The sequence below is a fragment of the Rahnella sp. GSA61A genome (genome assembly GCF_019969905.1).
GTDB classification, from domain to species: Bacteria; Pseudomonadota; Gammaproteobacteria; order Enterobacterales; family Enterobacteriaceae; genus Rahnella; species Rahnella aceris.
Genome location: NZ_JAHXYO010000006.1, coordinates 218,142 through 236,304, shown reverse-complemented (window position 1 = coordinate 236,304; position 18,163 = coordinate 218,142). Strand labels below are relative to the sequence as shown.

18 protein-coding genes are annotated in these 18,163 nt (G+C 49.0%); 8 read left to right on the top strand and 10 right to left on the bottom strand.

Going from position 1 to position 18,163, the window contains the following annotated elements; translation table 11 throughout:
• Positions 1 to 7: 7 nt before the first annotated feature.
• The 5 genes from LC431_RS10675 to LC431_RS10655 all read right to left on the bottom strand — a co-directional run bounded on the left by LC431_RS10675 (position 8) and on the right by LC431_RS10655 (position 5,587).
• A complete protein-coding gene (locus LC431_RS10675) occupies positions 8 to 985 on the bottom strand; it encodes a fimbrial protein (protein ID WP_112198452.1) in 978 nt (325 codons plus the stop codon).
• A gap of 16 nt (positions 986 to 1,001) precedes the next feature.
• Positions 1,002 to 3,581, bottom strand: coding sequence for a fimbria/pilus outer membrane usher protein (locus LC431_RS10670; RefSeq protein ID WP_112152426.1), 2,580 nt, complete (start codon positions 3,579 to 3,581; stop codon positions 1,002 to 1,004).
• A gap of 112 nt (positions 3,582 to 3,693) precedes the next feature.
• On the bottom strand, positions 3,694 to 4,368 hold the full coding sequence (locus LC431_RS10665) for a molecular chaperone (RefSeq protein WP_112152411.1): 675 nt from the start codon (positions 4,366 to 4,368) through the stop codon (positions 3,694 to 3,696).
• 69 nt (positions 4,369 to 4,437) lie between these two features.
• Positions 4,438 to 4,983 (bottom strand): fimbrial protein, encoded by a 546-nt coding sequence (locus tag LC431_RS10660; protein ID WP_112198453.1) that lies wholly within the window; start codon positions 4,981 to 4,983, stop codon positions 4,438 to 4,440.
• Positions 4,984 to 5,059: 76 nt separating this feature from the next.
• The gene (locus LC431_RS10655; RefSeq protein WP_157962145.1) at positions 5,060 to 5,587 is read right to left on the bottom strand and encodes a fimbrial protein; all 528 of its coding nucleotides are present in this window, start codon (positions 5,585 to 5,587) and stop codon (positions 5,060 to 5,062) included.
• A 447-nt stretch (positions 5,588 to 6,034) separates the two neighbouring features.
• Between LC431_RS10655 and LC431_RS10650 the strand changes: the two genes are divergently transcribed.
• Complete coding sequence (locus tag LC431_RS10650; RefSeq protein WP_223509792.1) at positions 6,035 to 6,976, top strand: LysR family transcriptional regulator; 942 nt, start codon at positions 6,035 to 6,037, stop codon at positions 6,974 to 6,976.
• A 166-nt stretch (positions 6,977 to 7,142) separates the two neighbouring features.
• Here LC431_RS10650 and LC431_RS10640 read toward each other — a convergent pair whose 3' ends face one another.
• Positions 7,143 to 7,358, bottom strand: coding sequence for a hypothetical protein (locus LC431_RS10640; protein WP_223509807.1), 216 nt, complete (start codon positions 7,356 to 7,358; stop codon positions 7,143 to 7,145).
• 26 nt (positions 7,359 to 7,384) lie between these two features.
• Here LC431_RS10640 and LC431_RS10635 point away from each other — a divergent pair, with 26 nt between their 5' ends.
• From LC431_RS10635 to LC431_RS10605, 7 genes are all read left to right on the top strand, one after another.
• Positions 7,385 to 7,918 carry a GNAT family N-acetyltransferase gene (locus LC431_RS10635; protein ID WP_112198455.1) on the top strand — a complete coding sequence of 178 codons (534 nt, stop codon included), beginning with the start codon at positions 7,385 to 7,387 and terminating at the stop codon, positions 7,916 to 7,918.
• A gap of 289 nt (positions 7,919 to 8,207) precedes the next feature.
• Positions 8,208 to 8,768 (top strand): GNAT family N-acetyltransferase, encoded by a 561-nt coding sequence (locus tag LC431_RS10630; protein ID WP_112198456.1) that lies wholly within the window; start codon positions 8,208 to 8,210, stop codon positions 8,766 to 8,768.
• Between the two features lie 35 nt (positions 8,769 to 8,803).
• Complete coding sequence (locus LC431_RS10625; protein WP_223509790.1) at positions 8,804 to 10,132, top strand: LLM class flavin-dependent oxidoreductase; 1,329 nt, start codon at positions 8,804 to 8,806, stop codon at positions 10,130 to 10,132.
• Entirely contained in the window at positions 10,129 to 10,860 is a 732-nt protein-coding gene (locus LC431_RS10620) for an amino acid ABC transporter ATP-binding protein (RefSeq protein WP_013575685.1), read from the top strand. The genes LC431_RS10625 and LC431_RS10620 overlap by 4 nt, the downstream gene beginning before the upstream one ends.
• Positions 10,861 to 10,884: 24 nt before the next feature.
• Positions 10,885 to 11,553 carry an amino acid ABC transporter permease gene (locus LC431_RS10615; RefSeq protein ID WP_013575686.1) on the top strand — a complete coding sequence of 223 codons (669 nt, stop codon included), beginning with the start codon at positions 10,885 to 10,887 and terminating at the stop codon, positions 11,551 to 11,553.
• A 15-nt stretch (positions 11,554 to 11,568) separates the two neighbouring features.
• A complete protein-coding gene (locus LC431_RS10610) occupies positions 11,569 to 12,369 on the top strand; it encodes an amino acid ABC transporter substrate-binding protein (RefSeq protein ID WP_013575687.1) in 801 nt (266 codons plus the stop codon).
• A gap of 174 nt (positions 12,370 to 12,543) precedes the next feature.
• Positions 12,544 to 14,793 (top strand): MBL fold metallo-hydrolase, encoded by a 2,250-nt coding sequence (locus LC431_RS10605; protein ID WP_013575688.1) that lies wholly within the window; start codon positions 12,544 to 12,546, stop codon positions 14,791 to 14,793.
• A 90-nt stretch (positions 14,794 to 14,883) separates the two neighbouring features.
• Here the strand turns inward: LC431_RS10605 and LC431_RS10600 are convergent, their stop codons facing one another.
• The 4 genes from LC431_RS10600 to LC431_RS10585 are packed head-to-tail and all read right to left on the bottom strand — an operon-like array spanning position 14,884 to position 17,997.
• Positions 14,884 to 15,570 carry an amino acid ABC transporter permease gene (locus LC431_RS10600; RefSeq protein WP_013575689.1) on the bottom strand — a complete coding sequence of 229 codons (687 nt, stop codon included), beginning with the start codon at positions 15,568 to 15,570 and terminating at the stop codon, positions 14,884 to 14,886.
• A complete protein-coding gene (locus LC431_RS10595) occupies positions 15,560 to 16,333 on the bottom strand; it encodes an amino acid ABC transporter permease (protein ID WP_013575690.1) in 774 nt (257 codons plus the stop codon). The genes LC431_RS10600 and LC431_RS10595 overlap by 11 nt, the downstream gene beginning before the upstream one ends.
• On the bottom strand, positions 16,330 to 17,160 hold the full coding sequence (locus LC431_RS10590) for an amino acid ABC transporter ATP-binding protein (RefSeq protein WP_013575691.1): 831 nt from the start codon (positions 17,158 to 17,160) through the stop codon (positions 16,330 to 16,332). The genes LC431_RS10595 and LC431_RS10590 overlap by 4 nt, the downstream gene beginning before the upstream one ends.
• A 24-nt stretch (positions 17,161 to 17,184) precedes the next feature.
• A complete protein-coding gene (locus tag LC431_RS10585) occupies positions 17,185 to 17,997 on the bottom strand; it encodes an ABC transporter substrate-binding protein (protein ID WP_370633801.1) in 813 nt (270 codons plus the stop codon).
• Positions 17,998 to 18,163: the final 166 nt, after the last annotated feature.

Sequence of the window (18,163 nt, the reverse complement as noted above, 5' to 3'; positions counted from 1 at the left end):
GTGCATATTATTCGTAGGTTACGGTGAAGTTCGCCACCGCATTGGCGGTGCCCGGTTTGATTGTATCAGCAGTTTGTATATAGGCCGCAGTCAGCGGAATGTCGAATGCGCCTTCCTGAGTTGTCTTGGTGACAAATGTCTTTTTGTCGAATTCAACCAGTTTACTATTAAGTTTTAGCTGTATCCCTACACCTTCCGCACCCCCTTTGGTCAAATCAATAATGCCATTACCCAGAGAAGATTGGGCCTCGAAGCTGATATTGACCGTCGTGTCTGCGTAGCATTGCAGAGGGATTTTGATGTCCACCGGGGGGAGTGTTGAGTTCTTGCCACTAAAATCTTCCTTTTTGGCGTCACCCATTGGCACAGGGATCGCGCTTGAGCCGGTGATTTCGCAAGATGCCTGCTTAATGACGACAGTGCCTATGTTTACTTTAAAGACATCTTTGTTGCCTGCACTGTCCACCATCACAACTGAAGCCAGATTACCCGAGGTTACCTTGCCGGGAACGATCTCCCCCGTTTTAACGAACTCAACTTTTACGTTGGAGAGATAAATAGGGGTAGTGCCATCCCCTGTGTGGGTTTGGACAATATATACAGGATAAACTTGTTGATAATTTATAGTAACGCGTATTCCTACTCCCGTGACCCCACTGTTATAAATCCCGTTAGTTGCTAGACCACCATTTGGAAAGGCAGAAGTATTTGGAATATTGTTTAACATGTAATCACCGGTACAGCTATTGGCCAGTAGATTCAGCTGTTTATAGGTGTTAGTTGCGAGCACGCTGCCTACAGGCTGGCTTTGCATTGCTGTAATTTGACGATCTACCGTTACTTTCCCAAATGTGGAGGGATAGTCACAAACACCCAGCGCCATGGCGTTATGCACACCACAGATCAACAAAAGTACTGCCAGTATTGACCGTATTCCCATCTTGCCGAAGCCGGTTTTTTTTAAAATAGCATATAAATTCTTCATGTTACTTCCTCATGCCTCAGTGGCATTGCGCCGTAATTTGTTTAATCAGCGCAGACGGGTCACTGGCATTGCTGCTGGTCAGCGAGTAAGTGCCTTTGCACTGTTCATTGCTACCGTTGCCCCATTTCGCCATGATGCTGCCGCTTTCCGGCAGGCCGGTCAGGTAAACTTCGCCGTTGTCACTGACTATGCCGGTGACGGTGCTGTCGTTATCCAGCAGGCTGACGGTGGCACCAAACGGCACCGGTTTACCCATAAACAGCAATTGCACTAAAGCACGCTGGCCGACGCGGGTTTTGAATTCTGCACGCACTACGGCACCGCGGGTTGGAATGACCGTCTGGCTGCTCATGTCCATATCCACATCGTCGCCGAAGCTCTCGGTTTCCAGCGTCACGCTGTTTTTGCGGTATGGCTGGGCGTACGGCACCACGGCATAGCCGCGCCAGTCGGTGTGCACGCCGCTGTTGTTTTCGACGTTGACGTCATCAGCCCCCGGCGCTTTCACCAGCGTCACGGTATCGCCCAGCGGTTGTGACAGCGTGATGCCGTTTTCATGGATCAGCACGCCGCCCTGCAAGCCGTAGCTCCACTGACGGGTATCCTGGTCATAGCTGTAACCGAGGTTACCTTCGCCGGAGCCGCCTTTGTAATCCATGCTGGCATTACCGGACGCGCCGTTGCCCTGATTTTCGTAGCCCTGCTGGACGGAATAACTGAGGTTGTCACCTTGCAATAACGTCCCGCTGACGCCGGCCTGCTGAACGGTCGAACCGTGTTTTTTGCTGCTCATGTTGTAGGTTGCCGATGCCCCTGAGGACCCGATGAATCTGTCGAGCGGCACTGACATATTGAAAGCAAATACTTGATCCGCTTCAGTCATACCCGGATTTTTCGAGTAGTTGTAGTTAAAGCCGTAAGAGATGCCGTAAATGCTGGTGTTGTAGCCCAACTGTAGTAGCTGTTCTTTACCGTCACCGCCCCAATAATCCTGCTGGCTGCCGCTGATATAAATCGAACCGTAATCACCAATCGACTGACTGACGGACACCTGCATTTTGCTGCGCTGATTGTGCGAGCGGTTGTAGTTATCGAAATCACTGTCAGTTTCTTGCTGGTAATCCTGTACGTCACTGAAAGCGTAGTAACCTTCGGTGGAGTAACGGTAACCGGCGATTTGCAGGTTAGTGTCGGTTGCCTCGAAGTTTTTGGCGTACATCGCCCGGTAGGACTGGCCTTTTTGAGTATCGGTTGAATCCTCAAACTCACTGGTGGCCTGCGTGGCATCAAATGACACCGCACCCGCTGAACCTAAGTCAAAACCCACGCCGACATTAGCGGCACGGTAGTTTTCGGCATACTGCACGCCGCCGTAAACGGTGGTACGTGCGGTCAGACCGTAAATATTGGACAACTGAATAAAGTTCGGTGTCTCGGTGTCATCATTCCCGGTACGGTATTTTCCCAGCGCCATGTTGTATTTGAAACGGCCTTCGCGCTGTAAAATCGGCACGGAACTGGTGGCAATGTTGAATTTAGTGGCGGATCCATCGGACTCGGTGACAGTCACTTCCATATCACCGCCGTTGCCCGACGGGTATAAATCCGTAATCGCAAACGGGCCGGGTGACACGTTAGTCTGGTAGATCACATAACCATTCTGCTTAATGGTCACCTGCGCATTAGATTTAGCAATGCCGCGCACCGTAGGCGCAAACTGGTTCATGGAATCAGGCAACATCTGGTCGTCAGAGGCCAGTTGCGCACCGGTAAACTGAATACTGTCAAAGACATCGGCAGGCGTGGAATACTCACCCAGTGTCAGTTGCCCACCCTGCAGGAAACGCACGTCACGCTGCACATAAGTATTAATCGACTCAAACTTACGGGTACTGGTGTCTTCACCGCCGTGCGAACCTTCAGTAAATTGATCACTGTAGGTCGAATAGTTACGCAGGCGCCACGCGCCGAGGTTTGCCCCGCTGCGCAGGTTAACGAAGTTACTTTGCGACTGACCGCTGTTATCGCGTTGCGTTGTTGAACCGGAATAGCTGTAGTTCAGCATGAACGCGGGAATACCGTTATCCCAGCGCTTCGGATCAACCGAGTTACGCGGACGGACGTTGACCCCGATTTGCGGTACAGTGATGTCGTAACGCTTACGGTTTAAATCCAGGTTTTCAGTGGCCTGCGGCACATAGGCGCTCAGTGGCCTGGTCAGCTTTGCGTCAGGTGCAACGGCTTTCAGATCCGGGAAAACATCCAGTTTAACGCCGTAATCCGCCATCTCCGCGGGCGTGATCGCCCCGTAAAGTTTACCCGGCGCATCCGGCAGGCTGACAAATTCGACATTGCGTGAGTCAACCTGCTGGTTGTTCAGATAAACATCAACCTGATAGGTGCCGGGCATTTGCCCGCCCTTTTCGGCGAAATAATCCAGATTAACACCTTGTAAATCGCCACCGTCACCGATGGACTTAAGCATCTCAGGGTTAAAAGTTTCAGCGGAGAAAGTCAATCCGGGTAAAGATAACAATATGAAAAATGATAAGGGTTTTAATAAAAAAAAGCGGGCGGCTGAGTTACGTTGCAGCATACCTTTTTTTGTTTTAGTCCCTTTTATTCTGATACTGTCTTTTCCCTGACGATTTTTAATATTATTATTTTCCATACTTCACAATCTTTCCTGATTTGAGTCGCTCGACTTATTAAATTGATGCTTTGGCTTTTTCTGTCAGTCCACCAAAGTCATTAATAGCTTGCCAACTAATATTGTTTCCAACCGGAGCATTATCGATTTTCAATGAAGATTTTGGCGGAACTATATAGCCGTCTTTTAATTCATGACCATTGATGCTGACTTTGGTCATACTGACATAATAAGGCGTCGGGTTACTGGCGGTGACAATGGTGCCTGAGCGGGAGAAAGTCAGATGCTGATAAGCTTTTGCAATCGCCTCTTTGTTATTCAACGCTGTCGGACGATAAATCAATTTGATACGGGTATTAATGGAAAACTGGAGCGAGTTCTTTTCTTTCGTCGCAGGTGGTATGGCAAGCGTGTTCAGCCAGTAGATGGACTCTTTGTCCTGCGCTAAGGAAGAGGATGTCTGAGTTATACGCACAGCATTATCCTGGCCTGGTTCTATGCGGAATAATGGTGGAGTCGTAATAAAGGGAACCTTTTCCCCTTTTTTGTCAGAACTCACCCAGGAGCGGATAAGATAGACATTTGAGTCTTCTGTATTCTTAACAGAAAGGGAAGCCTCTTTCACATTACCATTATAGATAACGCGGGTTGCACCAACGGAAAACCCCGCAGAAGCCGAGATCGAAACGCACAAAAACGCTGTACCTAAACACAGCTTAGATAGTATATTCATTTTAACCCTCTATAAAGAATGGCTCTTTCTTCACAGGAAAATAAGAGCCACAGTCATTAAATATTAATCTTATTCATAAGACATCGTGTAGTTGATAGCCATGGAAAAATCACCAGCATTAGTGACTACTGCAGAAGTTGCATATCTGGTTAATGAAATATTATATTTCAGGTCATTAACCCCTTCGATAGCAACACCCTTGCTAACAAATTGCTTAGGAAGAACCTTAGCGCCAGAATCAGCATCAAAAACCATAGCTGCAATGTTCACCTGATTGGCTGTTTTATTATCTCTGTAACCCTGAACGTTCCCATCGAAATAAGTCGGATCTCCATCAAACTTTACAGAGATAGGTGTGCCATTCGGACAATCCACTAACTTTATATTAAAAGGCTTTGTCAGCTGAGCATTAGTATCACCTATTGCAGCCAAGCTCAAAATGCTATTTTTTGCTAAATTACCAAAAGAGAGGGTTGTATTCAGGCTGGCACTGTCAATGCTACATGTCCTCGTGGTAACATTTCCTGAGAAATTCAGAGTGCCAGTTTCAGCAGCCTGAGCGCCCGTTAACCCCATACCCAACATCATCGCAACAGCAAAACTTAATTTTTTCATAATATGGTTTAATCCTTTGAACCGGGTTAATAAAAATAAACAGTTTTTTTAAAAACTTAATTATTAACAGCGGATATTAGTTATATGTCAGGGAGAAATTAGTGGTTGCAGTGAAAGCACCGGCGGTAACTTTTTCTGCCGTTGACATCGCAGCGGCCTGCATCGCAATCGTTGCCGAACCGGTTTCAGCATTAATGGATGCAACTGCAGAGGACGAATTCATCGGGATCAATGAACCATCCATGTTATACAGAGCAATACCGAGACCGGCTGCAGTTGATTCATCATTGAGCGCGAGTAATTCATTATTAGTCGCATCGGCAGCACCGAGTGCAATCAGCGATACACCACTTTGAGTTACCGGGCATTCAGTCAGCACAACGTTAATATCTTTTTTGGCAGAAATTGAACCAATTGTTGGGAAACTTGTAGACGCCATGTCCCCCAGAGCAACTGGAGCTGCGATGCTGGCAGCATCCACCTGACAGCCGGTCTCAATAATAGTACCGCCAACGTTGATGGTGCCGTCAGCCGCGTTTGCGCCCAGTGCGGCAACCATGCCGGCAGCCAGTACGCTCATCTTAAAAAATGTGTTAATTTTCAAAATATATCTCCATTGAAATCGTGATTTAATTCCCTGAATCCATAAACAGGGGAGACGCATTATTCACATTACGAGCCATGAAATAAACACAGTGAACTGAAAGATTCTTTAAGTTTGTTAAAGGATTCGAATTACATGTGTCATAACAAATAATTACCTTATAAAAAAACTCCTAATCGATTTTAATAACACCATGATAATTAAAAATTCATTAATAAAAGTAGCGTCGGCCATCAGGTATATTATAAAGTTATAACGCAACCACCCCTGCTTTATAGCGCATGTAGAAATGATGATGGTTATGGGTAAATTATTGAATTTACCATCTTTTCATAAAATAATTTCATAGTTATTTTTAATATCTCGAAAAATCAGAATTCAAAACTACACTTTTAAGTGCACGGGTTTAAATGACCTTATCTTTCTGTACAACAAAGTGAGAAAAATATGAAAGCAACTCATAATACCGAACGTCTTAATGCTGTTAAAGGCTTTGACCTCAATCTAATAACAATGTTTGAGTCTGTCTACATTCATGGCAGCGTTACCAAAGCGGCCAATATTTTGGGGCTCACCCCCTCGGCTGTCAGTCAGGCGCTGGGACGCTTACGAGATCATTTTTCTGATCCATTATTCGTCCGGCAAGGGAAAAGCCTTTTCCCTACAACAACGGCGAATAGCATTCATGATAAATTGTTTGAATCTTATGATAATTTATTAGCCCGTTTCCAGGAGATTGATAGCCCGTCAACCATTACAAGCCTGGCTGTCAACTGCCCACCCTATTTATCCCTGACTATTCTGGGACCTTTAATCAGGCAGGTCGCTAAGATCGCGCCGGACTGTAAGGTTGTTCATACCACCGCAGGAAATTCTCTTTCGACAATAGACGATTTATTGACATTCCGTAAAACGGACATCGTATTTGATATAAACCCGCACAATAACTTATCCCGAAATACATTTTTGCTGTACGAAGAACCTTTGGTTGTGATATGTGCTAAAAATCACCCAAGAGTTAATGAGAAAGCGTTGCCGGAGGAATTGATGAAGGAAGATTTCACGTTTGTTAATAATGAAAGCCTGGTCAGAATTAATTTCGCCAGGCAACTTGAGAAGACAACAAAAATGAAAAGGAAAATCCGCTATTCTGTCGGGTATGTCGGATCTGCGATGCCCATTATTGAAGCTACTGATACTCTGGCGTTCGTTCCTCTCCATGCCTATGAACAATACAAAAATCAGTATGAGATACGTCCGGTAGCTGTAGATTTTAATCTTCCAAAGTTACCGGTCTATATGATTTATAATAAAACTTCTTTAAATAACACCTTCTTCTCTGACCTCATTAAATCTCTGGAGAAAGCTTTCCCCCCTGTGCATGCATAAAAGCAGTCCGGATTAAATAAGCACCTGACAGGTGCCTGGCGTGATAGTAAAAAAGGCAACATACATCGCCTTTTTTACTTCTCAGACACGGCTTAAACATTCAAAACGTATACATCAGAAACAGAACCGAAGCGGGACGCTTTATACGCCTGGGTATACATCGCGCCTAAATACACGCCGTGCGCGTCATACTTGATCGCACCGGAATACGCTTCAGTTTGAAAAACAGCCATCTTTTAAAACTGTTCTGCTTGCACATCCGGTGCTGGCGGCCAATATTACTGAACGGGATCTTGACCACGGGTGAGATCCGGCTCATTACACCGGCCGCGCCGCGCAAAAAGTTGATGAGGTCATCCGCTTTGCCGTGCAGTCCGGTCATCTGACTTCTTCTGAGGGATCCGGGTTATGACACAACATTTCAGGCGGCTGACGCTGGATGATAAACACGATTATCTGGCGCTGATGCTGGACGCCTATGCGCCAATCAAAGCACTCGGGATTCAGTTTGATGCTGCCACCGCCGATCTGGCAAGCGTGACACAACATCTCAACGATCATGCAGTGTTTGCGCTCTTTGATGACCAGCGGATGGTGGCTTCGGTCACCCTGCGCTTCCCGTGGGGTGCAATGCCGGGACTCATAGGCCTGCCGCATATTGGCTGGTTAGGCACGCATCCGGATTACGCCGGTCAGCGTCTCGGCAAAAAGCTGCTGGACTGGCTGGAAGACAACATTCTGATCCGCGAACTGAAAGCCCCGGCTTACTCGCTTGGCACCGCCACCAGCCATCCGTGGCTGCGTGACATGTACCTGAAACTGGGTTTTCAGCCGGTCTTCGAAAGAGACATCGGCAAAGGACACACCACGCTGTACATGAAAAAAGTTCTCGATGAAAAAAGCCACACCCGCTGGCTGGAACGTCAGGAAAATTTGTTATGAGCCTCACCGCCATGCTGACGAAACGGATTGTCAGCGCGGTTTATAACCTCGTCCGGCGGTATTAGTGAAAGAGCCCGGGGGATCTTGGGGGGCGGCGGCAGGCCGCCCCCCAAGTCGGTGTGGGCCGACGCCCACGGTTTTGACTTTGAAGTTAACGCCCGTATGGGCGGCCACCCCATCCCCTATTCCATCTCCCGCAACTGCATAGCAACTATTGTTGTTTTACATCGTTTGTTCCTGACTTTAATAATCGTTGTTAACGATGTGTTGCGAACAACAGGAACTGGATATGAGCCACGTGATCCGCCTTGCTCAGGAGTCTGAAGCAGCGGCGCTGCACAGCCTTTTGCAAAAGGCTTACGCGCCGCTGCTGGAACATAACATTCATTTCACCATCACCCGCGCCAGCGTTGAAGACGTGCGGGATGTTATCCGCAATGAAACCACCTATGTGCTGGAAAACGACGGCGTACTGACGGCGACGCTGACCACCCGTTTTTTGTGGACACCGGCAAAAAATCATCTTGCACCGTGGCCGTTTGTGCACTGGTTTGCGGTGGCAGAACATGCCAAAGGCCAGGGATTTGGCAATGAAATTATCCGCTACGTGGAAGAGACGTTTTTGCGTGACACGCTGAAATCACCGGCGGTGTATCTGGCAACGGCGGTGAAACATCCGTGGCTGACCGGGTTATATCAGCGACGGGGTTATGAGCCATTTCATACCGCGACCAACCCGCTGGGTGTCGAACTGGTCTATCTGCGCAAAATTCTCAACCAGCAGGCATTCGAAGCACAGGAGCAGGCGCCACTGGTGCGCTCCATCGCTGAATTACGCACGCTGGTTTAACGGCGGCTGAATAATATATTCTTAAGGATGAAACAATGAGTCAGAAAAAACAAATACGCCTGGGTGCCATTATTCAGGGCGCATCCGGAAATATGTCTGCATGGCGTCATCCGGATGCGGTTGCTGATGCCAGTATTAATATTCAGTTCTGCCAGCAATTAGCGCAACGAGCTGAACAGGCTAAATTTGATTTCTTATTTGTCGCCGACGGACTTTATATTACTGAGAAATCTATTCCGCATTTCCTCAACCGTTTTGAACCGATTACCCTGCTTTCTGCCCTGTCGCTGGTCACCCGCAAAATCGGACTGGTCGCCACCTTATCCACCTCCTACAGCGAGCCGTTTACCGTCGCGCGTCAGTTCGCCAGCCTCGATCATCTGAGCGGTGGCCGGGCGGGCTGGAACGTGGTGACCTCGCCGCTGGAAGGCTCGGCGAAAAACTTCTCCCGCGATAAGCACCCGGAACATGACGAGCGTTACCGCATCGCCAGTGAATACGTCAGCGTGGTGAAAGGGCTGTGGGATTCCTGGGAAGAAGATGCATTTGTGCGCAACAAAGCCACCGGTCAGTTCTTTGTGCCGGAGAAACTGCACACACTCAATCATCACGGCAAATACTACTCGGTGCAGGGGCCGCTGAACGTCGGACGCTCCCCGCAGGGCCGTCCGATCGTCTTTCAGGCCGGGGCGTCGGAACAGGGCAAAGCCTTTGCTGCCGAAGCCGCTGACGCCATTTACACCCGTCAGGAAACCCCCGAACTGGCCCGCGCATTTCGTCTCGATGTACAGCGTCAGCTGGTGGAAAACGGCCGTGCCGCCGAAGACATCCGCGTCTTTCAGGGCATCAGCGTGATTATCGGTGAGTCGCCTGCCGATGCTGAACGTCGATATCAGGAAACCGCCCAACTGGTGACGCTGGAAAGCGCACTGGATTATCTTGGCCGCTACTTTGAGCATCACGATTTTGCGCAATACGATCCGGATGCGCCGTTCCCGGACATCGGTGATTTGGGGCAAAACAGCTTCCGCAGCACCACAGATGAGATCAAACGCAACGCCCGTGAACGTGGATTAACCCTGCGTCAGGCCGCACTGGAAGCCGCGACACCACGACCGACCTTCTCCGGTACCGCCGAAGATGTCGCCGACGGTCTGGAACACTGGTTTACCTCCGGTGCGGCCGACGGTTTTATCGTCCGGGGCGGCACCCCGACGGCGTTTGATGATTTCACCGACCGTGTGATCCCGATTTTGCAGGCGCGGGGATTGTACCGGACGGACTATGAGGCACAGACCCTGCGGGGGAATCTGGGGTTAAGTGAGCCGGAGAATCAGTTTGTTTCTGTGCGGGAGTACGCATGATAACGGTCAGCGGATTGAATAAATCATTTAACCAGTTCCCTGCTCTGTCGGATATTAATTTCACTGTAAAAAAAGGGGAAGTGGTATCGATTATTGGCCCTTCGGGTTCCGGGAAATCCACCCTGTTACGTTCGCTGAATTTGCTGGTCAGGCCGGATTCCGGCCTGATGCAGATTGGTGATAAACACATTAATGCTGCAACCCTTACCCGCAAACAAACGGGCGATTTTCGCCGCCAGACATCCATGGTTTTTCAGCACTACAATTTGTTTAAAAATAAAACCGCACTGGAAAATATCACTGAGATCTTACGTTTTACCCAAAAACTGAATAAAGCGCAGGCGCGGGAACGGGGTCAGGAATTGCTGGCGCAGGTGGGGCTGGCGCACAAATCGGCAGCCTATCCCGGCACTCTTTCCGGTGGACAGCAGCAGCGCGTCGGTATCGCCCGCGCAATGGCCGTTGATCCGCAGGTGATTTTATTTGATGAGCCCACGTCTTCTCTGGATCCCGAAATGCGCCGTGAAGTGCTGAACCTGATTGAAGGGCTGGCCGGTCGCGACTTAACCATGATGATCGTCACGCATGAAATGGGGTTCGCCCGCAATGTTTCTGACCGGATATTTTTCATGGAGCACGGTCATATTATCGAACAAGGCGAACCGGCAAAAATATTCCAGACCGTTTCCGGAAACCGCACCCGTTCTTTTTTACATGATTTTACCTGATGGCCGTAAACGGAACTTTTCACAATGAATTTTGATTTCCCTTATATGCTCGGCGTTATTCCGCAGATCCTCGTCTATCTTCCCGTGACTTTGCTGATTTCATTTCTTTCCATTCTGCTGGCAACCGTTCTGGGCATTATTTTCGCCTTATTACTCAGGGCCGGTAAAATACCCGCGGCTTTCGCGCATCTTTATATTTCATTCTTTCGTGGTACGCCGGTACTGGTACAGTTATTGATTATTTATTTTGGTCTGCCGCAAATTATCCCTTCGATGAATTCACTGAGTGCCATGAATGCGGTGATCCTCGGTTTAAGCTTAAACACGTCTGCCTATCTGGCGGAAATCTTCCGTGCCGCTATCGACTCCGTCGATAAAGGGCAACTGGAAGCCTCTCTGGCCTCCGGGCTGAGCATGTTTAAAGCCTCCAGCCGTATCCTGTTTCCGCAAGCCTGCCGCAATGCGATTCCGGCTACCGGCAACGTCTATATTGGCCTGATCAAGAACTCCTCACTGGCGTTCACCTTAGGCGTGAGCGAACTGCTGGCTGCAGGAAAAATGGTGGCCACAGAGTCGCTGAAATTCTTCGAAGCGTATTTCGCTGTGGCGCTGGTCTACTGGGCGCTGACCATCATTTTCAGTGAGTTACAACGTCGCCTCGAAAAACATCTCGGCAAACCCTATGCCGGTTAAACAGGAAATTTTCATATGCGATTGTTAACACTGTCTATTTTATCCCTTCCCCTTTTACTGACTGCCTGCGATAAACCCGCCGTCAAAGCGGATGATCAACCCGTTCTGCGGGTGGGCGCGACACCGGACGGTTATCCGCACTATTTTAAAGAGGGCGACACCATCAAAGGATTCAGCACGGATATTCTCAACGCCGTCGCCGGCAAGATCCACTACAAAGTTGAATGGGTAACCTCCGACTGGGTGGGCGTTCTTGGCTCTCTGGAAACCGGCAAAGTGGATACCGTGGGCAATTTTGCTGACACGCCGGAGCGGCGCAAGAAATATGATTATTCAGCGCCCTACTATTACTCTGCGGCGCAACTGGCAGTCAGTAAAAACAACACCACTATTCACGGTTTACAGGACATGAAAGGGAAAACGGTCGCCGCCGATCTCGGTTCGAACTATGGCAAAGTCCTGAAAGAATTTGACCCGAAAAACGAAATCAGGTTGGTGACCTTTGAGGGTATGGATGTGGTGGTTAACAGCGTGGCGCAGGGAAAAGTCGATGCGTATGTTTCCGGCCAGGTGATCCTGCTCGGGCAAATCAAGCGTAAAAATCTGCCGCTGAAAGTCGTCGGAGAACCCTTTGGCCTGAAACAGGTCGCCCTGCCATTCAGAAAAGATGCGCGCGGAGAAGCGCTGAAACAAAAAGTGGATGTCGCACTCGGTGAATTACGGGCAGACGGCACATTGAAGAAGATTTCCGAAAAATGGTTTGACCGGGATCTGAGTGTGGATACGGAATTAACCTCGGTCAGCAAAAGACAATAAACGCATTTTTACCGTGGCTTTCCGCTCCAAAACCCCGCCCGAAACAGGCGGGGTTTTGGATTCCAGTCCGGAATGTGCGTATTATCGATTAATAATCACCACTTATGCATTTGATGTAAACAATATCTGTGATACATGAAAACAAGTAAATAATTGAAATTATAGGGAATTGTGATGAGCTCGATTATACCCACATTGCCAGCAGACAGTTTCGAGATTATAACCTTTGGGGTTGGCCATGGTGATTGTCATCTGGTAGAGCTTCACCATCATGGTAAAGTCGCCTTTCGCCTGTTATATGACGGTGGTGTCTCTTTGCCTCAAGCTTTAACCGATCACCTGAATGACCATAAAAAAGAAGACGGAAGTGAGGATCTTGATGTGGTTGTTCTAAGCCACATTGATCACGACCATCAGGGGGGATTTCACTCACTGCTAAAAAAAACAGACATTACTATCGGCGAACTCTGGCTGCCCTGTTTACCGGCTTTTGAAAGGCTTAGCTGGTTATTTGCACCAAGAGTGCAAGACGCTGTTTCCAAAGCAAAAGGCCTTGAGAATGAAGCTAATACAAGAAAGATCCCTGTTATCTATCCTCTTGAAGGCTATAAACATCGTTTTCAAACCAATGGCAATGTGACGGTTTCCGTTATTTCACCTGCACGGAAAATGATAAAACGTCTTTATAGCGCCCCCTATTCAGAACTTGAAACATTACTGGCTCATGAATCACTGCCCCATGAATGGCTTATACGGGGTGAATCATGGCAAGAGGAGGAGCAATTTTCCGAGGCGGCAAATGTATTCGACACCATGAATGCGCTCTCACGAGATAATTTTTCTCCGGTGAGTAATCAGGATAACAATCTGCGTAATCAAAACAACATAGGTCAAAGAATAAAGAAATATCGTGATAATACTTCTGAACCTAATTTTTTTGGTAATTCCGTTTTAAACGATACCTCGCTGGTTATTGTTATTGATGCATTACTGGACGGTAGTCAACGCAGACGCATCGTTTTAACCGGGGATCAGGAAAACTGGTCCTGGATTTGCTCAGAATATCCTGCTGGTCTTGGAGTTGATGTGCTTAAAGCACCGCACCACGGAGGAAGAGTTTATCTTTCGGATAATAAACCTAAAGACAGGGATGATTTAGATCAGTTTTATATCTGGATGCGTCCAAGAATTGCCGTAGTAAGTGCAAAAGGCACGCATAATTTACCGCGTCAAGACTTTCGTGAAGCATTAAGAGCAGTGGGAACAACACTGGCTTGTCCTAATACAAGAACCAAAGAGTTTATTTTCAATGATATAAGCAATCCGCTAAAAAAATCATGCTTTGAACATTTTGCGTGTAACAGTCAAGATCAAACAAAGGCGCTGCGTGTGCGCATGACAGCATTGCAGGAAGATGTTAATACCGCGGCCTGCTTACAAGGAAACTGCCATAGAGGAGCCGCACCGATCGTTGTATTGCAGCAAAAGATCATTGAACCAGATGAATCTTTTGTTCGCTGGACTCAAACTGAAGTGCGAAAAAATGCGGAATGGTTAGAAAAACTCTTAATGAATGACCGCAAAAATCATCTCAAAGATTGGCCGGAAAGCGAACGACTGGACCACGATGTTGAAGCCGTAAAGTGGTCAGCAATACACAATCAGGCCGAAGCAGAACAACGTACAGCGTTTGCATTCGACCCTTCATACGTACTGAAGTATGCTGCTGTGCACGGTATAATATGGGGCTCCGAAGATTTGAAATATGGAAGCACCTGTGATTTAGTTGCAGCAATATCTGATACAGAATATAAAAACTTGCTCAATAAGGTTAAAGAATATTCTGGTTTTTTATTAAAAATTTCAATGCCAGATTCACGCAGCCTGCATGTCATAGACAATATTGAAATTCTGGAAAGTGCAGAATTTTCTGTTTTAATGGAATTCTGGTCAGCGTGGGCCTACATTCCCTATGAAATATTCATCCGGCATGTCAAACCCAGGTTATTACGTGATATTGCAAAGCATTATTCAGCCAGTATCGTGAACAACATGGATCCCCATTTTCCGATCTCAACTAACGCTAAAAATTCTTATGCCACGTTATATCTTTACAATAATAAAGCAGTTAGCCCTGACTTCTATGAAAAAAATAGCTGGTACAGATTAGATGAAAAACTTACGGGCTATATAAGCGCTCATGCATTTATGGCACAAATGGAACAAAGCAAAGGAAGTGTGCTTCCAATACTAAACTACTCACATAGAGGTTACACACCAGATTTAAGCTCATTAGAACGATTTGTTAAAAATTTCCGCGACTTATTTGCAGACGAGGAGGAAGAAAAAAGTAATTACCCCAAAGACTTTGAAACTGCGCCTTGGTTGAAGTTATGGGGTAAGGATATAAAAAAACAGAGCTGATTTTTATTGTACTCATTTTGGATAACCGGAGGTTATTTACGGCTCCCGGTTATCCATATCCTTATCCTTCACTTACAACTGTTTAATCGTTCACGCTGTTTTGTTTTTTCTTACTACCCTCCCCGCCAGATACGCCAGCGTCACACACAGCAGGTAATACATCAGTCCGACCAGCAGGAAGATTTCTGCCGGGTAAATTTGCACCCGGTTGTTCACCTGTCCGGCCACCGTGGTGAGTTCCGGCACGTTGACGATAAACGCCAGCGACGTGTCTTTCACCAGTGAGATCAGCAGTCCGAGATAGGACGGCAGCAGATTCGGCCACGCCTGCGGTAACAGCACGAACAACAACACTTTGCCGTAGCTCATGCCGGACGCGATCCCCGCTTCGGTTTGCCCGCGCGGCAAGGCTTCCAGACCCGCCAGCGTCGAATGCATCACCGCCGCCGAGGTAAACCAGGCCAGTGCCAGAATCACCGTCAGCGGACCGGGGATCGATCCGCCAAACACCACCGGCAGCAGGAAATACAGCCAAAAAATCACGAAAATCAGCGGGATCCCACGGATAAACGACGCCCAGATAAACAGAATTTTTCGCGTCCAGCCGCCGAAACGCCACGCCAGTGCCGCCATCAAAACCCCGGCCAGTAACGCCAGAACGCCCGCCGATGCCGCCATAATTAATGTGAGCAACACCCCGCCCGGCTCACCGTCAGCCAGTCTTCCCCACAGCAGATAAGTGAAATTATCCTGCAAAACAGACCAGTCAAATTCCATCGCGGGTTTCCTCCGTCATTGCCGCCTGCGGCCTGCGCTGCGGACGTTTCGGACCAAACGCCGTCATCAGCCCGCCGAGGATCAGCCCGAGCGCCAGATACAGCAATGTCCCGACCGCAAACCCTTCGAAGGCGTGTGCGTTATAGCTTTCAATCTGACTGACCTGATACGTCAGTTCCGAAAAACCGATGCCGGTCGCCAGCGAGGAAAGCTTCATCAGATTCAGATACTGGCCGGTGACTGGCTGCCACGCATTGGTCAGCGCCTGCGGCAAAAGAATGGAAAGCAGCAATGTCTTGCGGCTAAACCCCTGCGAAATCGCCGCTTCAGTCTGGCCTTTGGGCACGGAATTCAGACCCGCCTGCACTTCTTCCACCAGAAACGCCGCCGTGAACAGCGCCAGCCCCCAGGCCGCACACAAAAATTCCGGCGTCAGCCAGGCAATGTTGCCCGGAAACGTCGCCCACGGATGATTGTCGCCAATGTAAAAACGCCAGCTTTGCGGCAGCGCGCCATACGCCGCGAAATACCAGAACAGCAGTTGCACCAGCAGCGGCGTGTTACGGAAAACAGAGACGAACGCCGCCACCGCGCCGCGTGCAATACGCGAGGTACTCAGGCGCAGCGCAATCAGCAGCACAGTCAGTAACGTAGCGATCAGACTTCCCGCCAGGCTGACATACAGCGTGGTGAGAAAGCCGGAGATAATCCATTGCAAAGGCTGACCGCTCAGCACACCCGCCCAGTCAGGATGCCAGATCATCGCTCTGCTCCTGCCTGCGGATGCAGCGGAAACAATACTTTCTGCAAAAACCGCTGCGCGCGCGGATGTTGCGGACGCAGGAAGAAATCTTCCGGCTGCGCCTGTTCGAGAATTTCTCCGCCATCCATGAAAATCACCCGGTCGGCGATTTCACGGGCAAAACTCATTTCGTGCGTCACCACAATCATGGTGATGCCACTTTTCGCCAGCTCCTGCATCACCAGCAGCACTTCGCCGATCATTTCCGGATCGAGCGCTGAAGTCGGTTCATCAAATAAAATAATGTTCGGATCGGTGACCAGCGCCCGGGCAATTGCCACGCGCTGTTGCTGACCACCGGATAGCTGCTCGGGATAATGCCGCGCTTTATCCCCCAGCCCGACACGCGTCAGCAGCGCCCGCGCCTTTTCCCGCGCTTCACTTTTCTTCCAGCCATGCACTTTGATCAGCGCCAGACTGACGTTGTCTTCGGCGGTGAGATGGGCATACAGATTGAACTGCTGAAACACGAAACCGATATGCGTGCGCAACTGGCGTAATGCCGCACCTTTGAGGTTTCGCGTCGGCAGATTGTCGATCAGGATCTCGCCGCCTGAGGCGGATTCAAGCTGATTAATCAGGCGGATCAGGGTGGATTTTCCGGAGCCGGAAGGCCCGCAAACGGCCACCACTTCGCCGCTGTCCACACGCAAATCAACGTTGCGGATCACTTCATGCGGACCAAAAGATTTACTGACCTGACGAAATTCGACGGCAGCGGTTTTACCGGCGGATGAATGTGAAAAAACCGCAGACGTTGCTGCGGTTGAGTAAGTGTCTTGCGGCATGTGCCTTACCTTGCATAAAACAGATTATTTGGCTTCGATTTTGAACAGACGCGGCTGAGGAGATTTGGTCTGCGGGCCGAACCAGACGTTATAAATGCTGACCGCCTGGCCGTTTTTCTCCAGATTCAGCAGCTCGTCGTTGACCACTTTCAGCAGGCTGGTTTCGCCTTTTTTCACGCCAACGCCAATCTCTTCCTTGCTCAGCAATTCAGGCAACACTTTGTATTTCGCCTTGTCCGGCGCGCCATCCAGCAGACCGGCCAGAATGGTGCTGTCCTGGGTAATCGCCTGCACGTTGCCGTTACGTAAAGCGGAAAGCGCCAGCGGAATATCGTCATAAGACAGCACGCGGGATTGCGGGAAGCGATTATGCAACTCCTGCTCACCGGTGGTGCCTTTCACCGCGCCAATGCGCGCCGTAGCATACGCATCGAGCTTATCCGGCGATCCGGCGGGCACCAGGAACTGCTGGCCGGTGACGAAATAAGGCACGGAGAAGTCGATCACTTTCGCGCGTTCCGGCGTGATGGTGATATCAGCCACAATCAGATCCGCCTTGCCGGACTGCAACAACGGAATACGGTTGGCCGGATTGGTCGGTACCAGTTGCAATTTCACACCCAGGGTTTTCGCCAGCGCTTTGGCGAAATCGACGTCATAGCCGACAATATCGTGCGTTTTCGCATCCACAGACCCAAACGGCGGATTGGAATCGAAAGTCGCGACTTTCACAACACCGGCTTTTTTGATATCCGCCAGTTGGTCCGCATGGGCGGCAAAGGTGGAAAGCGTGCTGATTGCCAGAACCAGCCCGGCAGCAATTTTGCTTGTTGTCATTTGACGTTGATTAAACTGAATAGCGGCCATCGTTTTTCCTTATGAATAGTCTGCAGAGGGCTTGCGCCCCAAATTTACAAAGCAGGAGATTTGATTTTTTTTCTTTTGTGAGTCAGAGGATTGCATAAGGAATGAGGTCGATGCCACTAACAAAAAAGGATATAGA

Excerpts from the sequence above, each read along its gene's own strand:
- LC431_RS10675 (WP_112198452.1), bottom strand. The coding sequence starts at position 985 with ATGAAGAATTTATATGCTATTTTAAAAAAAACCGGCTTCGGCAAGATG.
- LC431_RS10670 (WP_112152426.1), bottom strand. The coding sequence starts at position 3,581 with ATGCTGCAACGTAACTCAGCCGCCCGCTTTTTTTTATTAAAACCCTTA.
- LC431_RS10665 (WP_112152411.1), bottom strand. The coding sequence starts at position 4,368 with ATGAATATACTATCTAAGCTGTGTTTAGGTACAGCGTTTTTGTGCGTT.
- LC431_RS10660 (WP_112198453.1), bottom strand. The coding sequence starts at position 4,983 with ATGAAAAAATTAAGTTTTGCTGTTGCGATGATGTTGGGTATGGGGTTA.
- LC431_RS10650 (WP_223509792.1), top strand. The coding sequence starts at position 6,035 with ATGAAAGCAACTCATAATACCGAACGTCTTAATGCTGTTAAAGGCTTT.
- LC431_RS10640 (WP_223509807.1), bottom strand. The coding sequence starts at position 7,358 with ATGACCGGACTGCACGGCAAAGCGGATGACCTCATCAACTTTTTGCGC.
- LC431_RS10635 (WP_112198455.1), top strand. The coding sequence starts at position 7,385 with ATGACACAACATTTCAGGCGGCTGACGCTGGATGATAAACACGATTAT.
- LC431_RS10630 (WP_112198456.1), top strand. The coding sequence starts at position 8,208 with ATGAGCCACGTGATCCGCCTTGCTCAGGAGTCTGAAGCAGCGGCGCTG.
- LC431_RS10625 (WP_223509790.1), top strand. The coding sequence starts at position 8,804 with ATGAGTCAGAAAAAACAAATACGCCTGGGTGCCATTATTCAGGGCGCA.
- LC431_RS10620 (WP_013575685.1), top strand. The coding sequence starts at position 10,129 with ATGATAACGGTCAGCGGATTGAATAAATCATTTAACCAGTTCCCTGCT.
- LC431_RS10615 (WP_013575686.1), top strand. The coding sequence starts at position 10,885 with ATGAATTTTGATTTCCCTTATATGCTCGGCGTTATTCCGCAGATCCTC.
- LC431_RS10610 (WP_013575687.1), top strand. The coding sequence starts at position 11,569 with ATGCGATTGTTAACACTGTCTATTTTATCCCTTCCCCTTTTACTGACT.
- LC431_RS10605 (WP_013575688.1), top strand. The coding sequence starts at position 12,544 with ATGAGCTCGATTATACCCACATTGCCAGCAGACAGTTTCGAGATTATA.
- LC431_RS10600 (WP_013575689.1), bottom strand. The coding sequence starts at position 15,570 with ATGGAATTTGACTGGTCTGTTTTGCAGGATAATTTCACTTATCTGCTG.
- LC431_RS10595 (WP_013575690.1), bottom strand. The coding sequence starts at position 16,333 with ATGATCTGGCATCCTGACTGGGCGGGTGTGCTGAGCGGTCAGCCTTTG.
- LC431_RS10590 (WP_013575691.1), bottom strand. The coding sequence starts at position 17,160 with ATGCCGCAAGACACTTACTCAACCGCAGCAACGTCTGCGGTTTTTTCA.
- LC431_RS10585 (WP_370633801.1), bottom strand. The coding sequence starts at position 17,997 with ATGACAACAAGCAAAATTGCTGCCGGGCTGGTTCTGGCAATCAGCACG.